Origin of the sequence: Limnospira sp. PMC 1279.21 (assembly GCF_032349615.1) — a bacterium.
GTDB lineage: Bacteria > Cyanobacteriota > Cyanobacteriia > Cyanobacteriales > Microcoleaceae > Limnospira > Limnospira fusiformis.
In genome coordinates this window covers 1-7,801 of sequence record NZ_JARPLU010000195.1, presented here as the reverse complement: position 1 = coordinate 7,801, position 7,801 = coordinate 1, and the positions used below count along the sequence as shown (strand labels likewise).

At 46.2% G+C, this 7,801-nt stretch carries 13 protein-coding genes; 4 read left to right on the top strand and 9 right to left on the bottom strand.

The window, feature by feature from the left end; all coding sequences use genetic code 11:
• Positions 1-31: 31 nt before the first annotated feature.
• From P5683_RS20990 to P5683_RS20975, 4 genes are all read right to left on the bottom strand, one after another.
• Entirely contained in the window at positions 32-349 is a 318-nt protein-coding gene (locus P5683_RS20990) for a hypothetical protein (RefSeq protein ID WP_006625653.1), read from the bottom strand.
• Positions 346-597 carry a hypothetical protein gene (locus tag P5683_RS20985; protein ID WP_006625654.1) on the bottom strand — a complete coding sequence of 84 codons (252 nt, stop codon included), beginning with the start codon at positions 595-597 and terminating at the stop codon, positions 346-348. Before P5683_RS20985 ends, P5683_RS20990 begins: the two co-directional genes overlap by 4 nt.
• Positions 594-2,126, bottom strand: coding sequence for a class I SAM-dependent DNA methyltransferase (locus P5683_RS20980; protein WP_315640994.1), 1,533 nt, complete (start codon positions 2,124-2,126; stop codon positions 594-596). The genes P5683_RS20985 and P5683_RS20980 overlap by 4 nt, the downstream gene beginning before the upstream one ends.
• Before the next feature lie 87 nt (positions 2,127-2,213).
• Positions 2,214-2,438: a helix-turn-helix domain-containing protein gene (locus P5683_RS20975; RefSeq protein WP_315640995.1), complete on the bottom strand. Its 225-nt coding sequence runs from the start codon at positions 2,436-2,438 to the stop codon at positions 2,214-2,216.
• Here P5683_RS20975 and P5683_RS20970 point away from each other — a divergent pair.
• Complete coding sequence (locus P5683_RS20970; protein ID WP_315640996.1) at positions 2,429-2,608, top strand: hypothetical protein; 180 nt, start codon at positions 2,429-2,431, stop codon at positions 2,606-2,608. The two genes, P5683_RS20975 and P5683_RS20970, sit on opposite strands and share 10 nt — an antisense overlap.
• Positions 2,609-2,710: 102 nt before the next feature.
• Here P5683_RS20970 and P5683_RS20965 read toward each other — a convergent pair whose 3' ends face one another.
• From P5683_RS20965 to P5683_RS20950, 4 genes are all read right to left on the bottom strand, one after another.
• Positions 2,711-3,106, bottom strand: a complete 396-nt coding sequence (locus P5683_RS20965) for a hypothetical protein (protein ID WP_315640997.1) — start codon at positions 3,104-3,106, stop codon at positions 2,711-2,713.
• Between the two features lie 104 nt (positions 3,107-3,210).
• Positions 3,211-3,441: a helix-turn-helix domain-containing protein gene (locus P5683_RS20960; RefSeq protein ID WP_315640998.1), complete on the bottom strand. Its 231-nt coding sequence runs from the start codon at positions 3,439-3,441 to the stop codon at positions 3,211-3,213.
• 44 nt (positions 3,442-3,485) lie between these two features.
• Positions 3,486-3,656, bottom strand: a complete 171-nt coding sequence (locus P5683_RS20955) for a hypothetical protein (RefSeq protein ID WP_315640999.1) — start codon at positions 3,654-3,656, stop codon at positions 3,486-3,488.
• Between the two features lie 49 nt (positions 3,657-3,705).
• On the bottom strand, positions 3,706-4,395 hold the full coding sequence (locus tag P5683_RS20950; protein WP_315641000.1) for a hypothetical protein: 690 nt from the start codon (positions 4,393-4,395) through the stop codon (positions 3,706-3,708).
• Positions 4,396-4,490: 95 nt separating this feature from the next.
• On the opposite strand from P5683_RS20950, the gene P5683_RS20945 reads away from it, so the two are divergent.
• The 3 genes from P5683_RS20945 to P5683_RS20935 all read left to right on the top strand — a co-directional run bounded on the left by P5683_RS20945 (position 4,491) and on the right by P5683_RS20935 (position 6,129).
• Positions 4,491-4,664, top strand: a complete 174-nt coding sequence (locus P5683_RS20945; protein ID WP_315641996.1) for a hypothetical protein — start codon at positions 4,491-4,493, stop codon at positions 4,662-4,664.
• A 95-nt stretch (positions 4,665-4,759) separates the two neighbouring features.
• Complete coding sequence (locus P5683_RS20940; protein WP_315641001.1) at positions 4,760-5,332, top strand: CHASE2 domain-containing protein; 573 nt, start codon at positions 4,760-4,762, stop codon at positions 5,330-5,332.
• A 53-nt stretch (positions 5,333-5,385) separates the two neighbouring features.
• Complete coding sequence (locus tag P5683_RS20935) at positions 5,386-6,129, top strand: DUF928 domain-containing protein (RefSeq protein WP_315641002.1); 744 nt, start codon at positions 5,386-5,388, stop codon at positions 6,127-6,129.
• A gap of 8 nt (positions 6,130-6,137) precedes the next feature.
• Here the strand turns inward: P5683_RS20935 and P5683_RS20930 are convergent, their stop codons facing one another.
• Positions 6,138-7,463 carry a serine/threonine-protein kinase gene (locus P5683_RS20930; protein WP_315641003.1) on the bottom strand — a complete coding sequence of 442 codons (1,326 nt, stop codon included), beginning with the start codon at positions 7,461-7,463 and terminating at the stop codon, positions 6,138-6,140.
• Positions 7,464-7,801: the final 338 nt, after the last annotated feature.

The following is a 7,801-nucleotide window of genomic DNA, read 5'->3' as shown; positions in this document are numbered from 1 at the left end:
GTATTAGACCCTATTGCCCTAAAATATTAACCTAATTTGAGATTAAATCATGCTCCCCTGCCAGTTGTCCCATCGATTGACCAATTTCTACAAATTGAATGTTCTCTGTGTTCGTTAGCAGCTCTCTAAACTCTCTTTGTCCCTTCACATCTCCCGTTCTGTAGGGGACTACCAGACATTCTGCCAGGGTGATAGGCCCCACAACACCCACCAATCCTGCATTCTCAATCCGGTCAAAAATCATCCTGACAAGCGGCCAGAAATCAGGATTTTCCTCCACAAAATACACAACAGGCGATGTATCTAAAAACAGCCGCGATACCCCAGAAAGCGCCTCATCAATCCTCATAATTCGCCTCTGAGGACTCGTTCCCGATGCTCATCCCCTTCTCGACGAGTTCGCGTCACCCATTCCTGAGCATCCTCGCCAAAAAATGGGTGCTTTACCATCCCGCGAAATTCACTAAGTTTCCGTTTAGGGCTGGTCTGGTGTGGCTGAGATTTCAGACTCTGTGCTACACCGCTAATCAGTTCTAACCGTTCTTCATAGGACAACTGCTCAACTTGCTGCAATAGGTTTTGTAGCAATGGACTCATAGCCCTAACCTCCTCAAATTTTCCCGAATCGCTGCTTCTAGTTTGGCACTTTCCTCAAACTGTGCGTACAACTTCTTCGTCAACCGTTCCATCTTCTCCTCAAACAGCTCATCATCCTCTTCCAGTTCCTCCGCCCCCACATAGCGCCCTGGGGTCAGCACATAACCATGAGAGGCGATTTCCTCCAGAGTGGCACTCTTACAAAATCCCGGCACGTCTTCATAATCATCTGCCTCCGGTTCCCCACGCCATGCCTGATAGGTTCCAGCAATCCGGGCGAGTTCCTCATCAATCAGTTCCCGATGGGTTCGGTCCATCAACACCCCCAACTTCCGAGCATCAATAAATAAGGTCTCGCCTTTGCGGTTGCGGCAAGGTTTGTGTCCAGCAGTGGGTTTGCCCGACTTATCCCGCGCCACAAACCACAAACAAGCAGGAATCTGGGTGGTATAGAACAACTGTCCAGGTAAAGCAATCATGCAATCCACCAAATCGGAAGCGATTAAGGCTTTGCGGATCTCCCCTTCACCGGACTGGTTGGAACTCATGGAACCATTCGCCAAATAGTTGGCGTTTCCCTTCGGTGGTGTCCCGTACTGCCAGCGCACGTCTTCTGCCAGCTTCTCGTTCCACCAATCGCTGATGTTAAACGGAGGATTTGCCAGGATGTAATCTGCTTTTAAATCTTTGTGCAAATCGTTGGTGAAACTATCTGCTTGCCTGTCGCCGATGTTGCCATCTATCCCGCGAATGGCGAGGTTGATCAAGCACAGTCGCCGCGTCGTTGGGTTAGACTCTTGACCGTAAATGGCAACATCGCCTTTGCGTCCGCCGTGCGCTTCCACGAATTTCTCGGACTGCACGAACATTCCACCGGAACCGCAGCAGGGGTCATATATCCGCCCCTTGTACGGCTGGATCATTTCAACCAACAGCTTGACTACTGACGGCGGCGTGTAAAATTCACCAGCACCCCTACCTTCCTGTTTAGCAAACTGTTTCAAAAAATATTCGTAAACTCGCCCCAAAATATCCTTTGAGCGGTTCTCAGCGTCGCCCAATCCGATGGTACTAATCAGGTCGATGAGTTCCCCTAGGCGTGGCTTATCCAGGTCGGGGCGATTGTAGTTACTCGGTAAAACGCCCTTGAGTCGAGGGTTTTCTTTCTCGATCGCCAGCATCGCCTCATCAATGCGCTTGCCGATATCCGGTTGCTTGGCGCTGGCTTGAATTGTTGACCATCGCGCTTCTTGCGGCACCCAGAACATATTTTCCCCAACGTATTCATCGCGGTCTTCGGGGTCGGTGTAGTCTGTTTCTTGCCTTGCTGCGAGGTCATCGTAGCGTTCCTGGAAGGCATCAGAGATGTACTTGAGGAAAATCAGCCCCAAGGTGACGTGCTTGTATTCAGCAGCATCCATGTGACCGCGCATTTTATCGGCAGCAGCCCACAGCGTTTGTTCAAAACCGAGATTGGCTCCGTTTCCGTTTTGCTTGGAGGTGGATTGGGTTTTCTTGGACTTTGGCATTCAGGGATGGAACTCTATAGAAAATGGACAATATCGATTTTTTTTAACTCAATCTAGGCGATCGCACTCCAAGAAAGCACCTACTCGCTAAAATAAGCCGGACATCAAATCCGCCCCTCGCTCTCTCATCTGCCGCAACTGCAACTCAATCAGGGTCATTGCCATCGGGGAGGGGGTGGCCCGTCCCTTCTCCCAGCGGTTGACAGTTTGGAAGGACACACCCAGACGAGCAGCGAACTTCTCCTGAGAGAGGTTCATGCGCTTGCGTAGAATGTTGATAAGTTCAGGAATCTGCAATTTGGATGAAGTCATTGTTCCAGCATAATCTGACCAGACATTATAACATCCTTGATATTTCATTGGGAAAAGCGATCGCCTGTTGTCACCAGGTGCGATCGCCTCTCGGATTGATAGCCTTTGTCAGATATTGTTGGTCAGATAGCTTAGGTTATGTCCCGAAACTAGACTTGCTAGTTTACTAATAAAAATAATATTTTTAAGCGCAATCATGCCTCAATGTTACTCCCTATTTGATACATTAAAGCAAGATTTAATCCAATAATTTTTATGTTACTATTGCTCAATTAATACGCAGACAAATATTGTGCGGCTTTTAGCTTCAATTTGTCTCCTTCCAATATGGTTTGGTCAACATAATCTTTCACATCCATGTAAGGTTGTCTTGCGTTAATGGTGCTTGATTGTATCGCTTTTCTATTCTCTTGCCTTACTCGTCCTGCCAGTTTGCGTTTACCAAATAAATCTAGTCCTAATGACATAATACTATCAGGGAGTGCTTGTGTAGCTTCCTGATTAATTTCTTTAATAGCTAGATTAACTTCTTTTTTAATAACCCTTAGTTGTTTCTGGATTAAACTTATATTTTTAACCTGTAACTTGACTGATTTAGGATTATCCAAGGTTAAAGTCATCTGTTCTTTCAATTTATTAATTTCTAATCGAGTTTCTTGCAAGTCCATAAATGCTTTCCTCCAGTAATCTTTATTTCAGTTATCACCTTTGACAGATAAACTGCCCTGGCATCTACTTCTATTTCCCATTCCTGTACACTCGAAACCCGCACCTACTCGCTAAAATAAGCATCCAACAAATCAGCTCCCTGCTCTCCCATCTGCCTTAACTGCAACTCAATCAGCTTAATCCCCATCGGTGAGGGAGTGGCTCGTCCTCTCTCCCAGCGGTTGACGGTTTGGAAGGACACACCCAGACGAGCAGCGAACTTCTCCTGAGAGAGGTTCATGCGCTTGCGTAGAATGTTGATAAGTTCAGGAATCTGCAATTTGGATGAAGTCATTGTTCCAGCATAATCTGACCAGACATTATAACATCCTTGATATTTCATTGGGAAAAGCGATCGCCCTTCGCCCCCACCAGGTGCGATCGCTTGTTGGTTTGCTTGTTAGTTTGTCGAATAAGTGTCAGGGCTGACAGTTTAGGTGGCGGGTTGGGTTGGTTGTCGGGTTTGTCGGATAACTGTCGGTTAGGGCAGTTTGGGAAAGGCGATCGCATGGCTGCTCTTCCCTGACACGCTCATCACCTGTCGCTGATGCTTCACCAATCACTTGATATTAGAAATATTATTTAAGTAGCTTAGAAATTCCTCCCCTGCTTCAGTAATTTCACAATATTGAGTTAAGTCAATAAAATCTTTATCAGTCTCTGCATAATTACTTGCTCTCTCTAAATCGCTAATATATTGATAGGGGGTTTTGAGTGCAATTAGTTTTGAATCTCTCAAGCGCCTCAATTCTGCTGCTGCTGGGTTGCTGACATAAAAATCAAAAGCAGTATTGTTTTCACTTTTTTCTTTAAGATTTTTTAGTTTCTCAATTTCTCCTGGAGTTAGAAGCAATGGGTACATAAAGCGTTGAAGTTGGTTTAACTCATCGATTTGTTTTTGTTGGAGTTTATCTAAATCTGCTTTTGCTTGATCTACTTTGTCTTCTAATTTCCTAAATTGAGCTTTCAACCCTCCTTGAGCAGAGATGTCTAATGTTTCAAAGATTTTTGATGTTTGAGGTTGAAACAGTAAAATAATAAGCAGTAAGGTTACATCAGGAAAAGTCAAATCAGGAATTTTAATACTCTCAACAGAAATTTTTTCCCTACTAGCCAAATTGGGAAGGACGTTTATCCCTGTCTGGACAATAGGGAAAATAATAAGTTTAAGAGATAAGTAAATTAATATAAATTTAGCGGGGATATCTAAAAAGTTTAAATTGCTTTCCTTGTCTGGTTCATGAGGCATAACAGTTATTCTCCTTTGAGAATCTTCCTTTTTTCATCAATCAACCCATATATGCGATCGCATCTGAGACCGGGTTTATCCGATAACTGTTAGAGGTGACAGTTTGGGAGGAGGCGATCGCATCTGGGGGTTTGTCGGATTTGTTGGATAACTGTCGGGTTGGGAAAAGCGATCGCCTCTGGAGCCGGGTTCATTATCAGAACGTTATCCTAGGAGTCTGTCGATTCACTGGTCCGATATTAGTTTACCCAAACAACTTTCAAAATTAACACATCGGGTTGAACCGGAATCATCCGTGGGTTTTCAGTGGATAAGTGTAAAGCCTGACAGTTGGGGCACACAGCACCTGGTTGGATTTGGCAGAATGCGATCGCCCGTCGCCGCCACGAGATGCGATCGCTTGTTGGTTTGTCGGATAACTGTTAGGGCTGACAGTTTAGGTGGTGGGTTGGGTTGGTTGTCGAAGTTGTCGGATAACTGTCGGTTAGGGCAGTTTGGGAAAGGCGATCGCATTATTTTAATTGGCAATATCACCCACAGCTACAAAGACTTTCACCGGACCCCCACCAGCCGCGGCACTCAACCTCATGACCAAACAGCCGGGGTTTTCATTCAAGCGCAAATGGTCAGTCAAATTATCAGCGCCGTCCAAGATAACCGTCCCCTCATGCAGCCTATTCCTCGACCCCTGGAAATTATCTGGATCTTGGCTTGGTCATCCCTGGGTGGCTTTGTCGGGTGGCGCGTCCCTGGGGGGATGAGATTTTACTTTACAGCCGGAGGAATTATAGTTATTATATATGGTGTCTGTTTTGTGAGCTTTATGGTAGGGTATTGGATACCTCTGGTTCCCTCTGGTTTAGGTTTTGCCCTGACGGCAATCATCCTCAAAAAACCGGGACTCAGCCACCACCCAAGCATAACCACCATATTTTAGACCGCAAGGGAATGCGCTTTTTGGGCTTTTCCCCCGCACCATAAACCGTTTTTATGATTTTTTTAAACACAATTTTTGTGGGGATTTTCGCCCTACCATTGGCATTAAATACCTCTTTTTTCCAGGTTTCCGATAGTCGGGAAACCCAGCATTATACAGCACCCCAAGGCTCTGGGCATATCAGAGAAGCTCTCAATTTTCAACTCCCAGATCGCGGTAGACCAGGCGATCGCAGCAGTAGCGCTGGAGGGCGGGGAAACTGCACCAGAAACACCCAAATCACCGCTTTAGTTCCTACCCAAAATTGGGGCTATACCCTATCGGCGCACCCGAAATTTTGGTTTTACTTAACGGCATCTAAAGATTCATCCTGGTCGGCGGAATTTGAACTACAAGACCCTCGGAAAAACCGCCTGGTTGAATTTAGCTTAACTGTCAACCCCGGACTGATAGCAGTCACTCTCCCGGAAGATATTTATTTGGAGGAAACCGAAACTAACTACTATTGGCGTTTGTCAATTATTTGCGAACCGAGCGATCGCACTGGGGATTTAGTCGTCAGGGGTGAAGTCTTAAAACGGGAACTTGACCAGGATTTACAAGCACAAATCCGAGACAAATCCGGTCGAGATTTGGCTCTAGTTTATGCAGCAAACAGTATCTGCTTCGACCTGTTAACTCTGGTGATGAAGTTCCGAGAAGAACAACCGGAAAATCCCATTTACCGAGAAGATTGGCAAGAATTATTGGGAGCGATAGATTTGCCAAAATCGATAATCGAGAATGGGGAGTTTTGAACAGGGGGTTAAAGTTTAGTCGCAAATCCACAATAAGAATTGGGGTTATATTGATGATACTCTTTTAAAGCGGCTTCGCAGTCGTCTTGAGTCTCAAACCACTTGCTATAGACTTGGTAGGAATTATGGCTCGATAGGTTGCTATAGTTGGCTGACCAGAAAAAATCAGCCTGGGTGTAGCCGTCCTCCAACAGGGAATGACGTTTATTTTTGGCTTGCTGGGGACTATAAAAGGCAGAATCCCCAATAAAATAAAATGATAGGGGTAGTTGATAGGTTTCGGCGATCGCTTCCGATTCCTTGGGTTCTGACTGCGAATGCCAAAATATGGTCAATCCTAAACCGGCGAGAATCCCTAAGATCACACCTACTATAGCCGGGATTTGCCAATCGGGTCGCCGTTGGGGTGGCTTCCGTGAGGTGGCTTTGGGAAAAATGACTGTCGAAGGGGGAACAGAAATTTCCGTCGATGCTATGGGATGGGATAATCCTTCTAAGGCGGTCAGCATTTCTTGAGCATCAGAAAAGCGATCGCTAGGGTGAAAACGAGTGGCGCGATCTAAAATATCCGCAAATTCTGGGTTCACCGTTGGGACTAAGTGCCGCCATTGAATTTGCGCCGTGTTTTCATCGATGGCTAACTCCTGGGGGGTTTTCCCCGTCAACATATAAATAGCAGTGACTCCCAGACTGAACAAATCACTGGCAAAAAACGGGTGTCCCGTCGCCTGTTCAGAAGCCATAAATCCCGGTGTACCAATGACCATGGAGGGGGTGGGATTACCGCGAGAGTTTAACACAGTCCCCATAATCTCTTTAACCGCGCCAAAGTCAATCAAAACTGGTTTGTAGTGGGGAGGTTGCAGGATGATATTGTCTGGCTTGATGTCTCGGTGAATTAGACCATGGCTGTGGATGGTGTGGAGGACTGGTAGCAGGTTTAACAAAAGATCCCGGACTTGGGTTTCCGACATCGACCCCTGTTGCTGTATGCGACTGGTCAGAATTTCTCCTTCTATCCACTCCTGGACTAAGTAAAACTGGCTGTCTTCTTCTAAATAAGCATACAGGCTAGGAATGCGATCGCTAATTTCTCCTAATTTTTCTAAGACTGTCGCCTCGCGCCTAAAACGTTCCGTGATGATATGATGAACGTTCGGGTCATCAGCTTTCGGTTTTAAGCGTTTGATGGCACAACGGCGGCGAGAGGGCATTTGGTTGTCCTCCGCCAAAAAGGTTTCGCCAAAGCCACCGCTGGCGATCGCCAATAGGATCTCGTAACGGTTATTCAGGATGACAGTAGGGTTGGGTGGGGAGTCTAATGGATTTAACATAGTCGGGACCGGGTAAAGTTGAACGAGGAAACGCACCGATTGCATTAATTTCACTTTATGGGTATAATGGCTTTAGCACAGATGCCAAGGTGCAACTTTACTCAGCATCACAGGGTTTTTCCTCAAACCAACTGGCTGGCTGCGATCGTGCTGATTCTCTAAGCGTGACAGCTTGTAGTTCGTCATATTCCCGGATCTGCCGATCATATCTTGTCTTAGCTAAGGCGTTCTGCTACTATGGGTAGCTAAATTAGGTTTTCCCGTTCAACTCACCATTTCGCGTGGGTCAGCACCCCCGGCTGAAGCACGGGGGCTTCGTGCCCCCCTTTCAGGTAGCT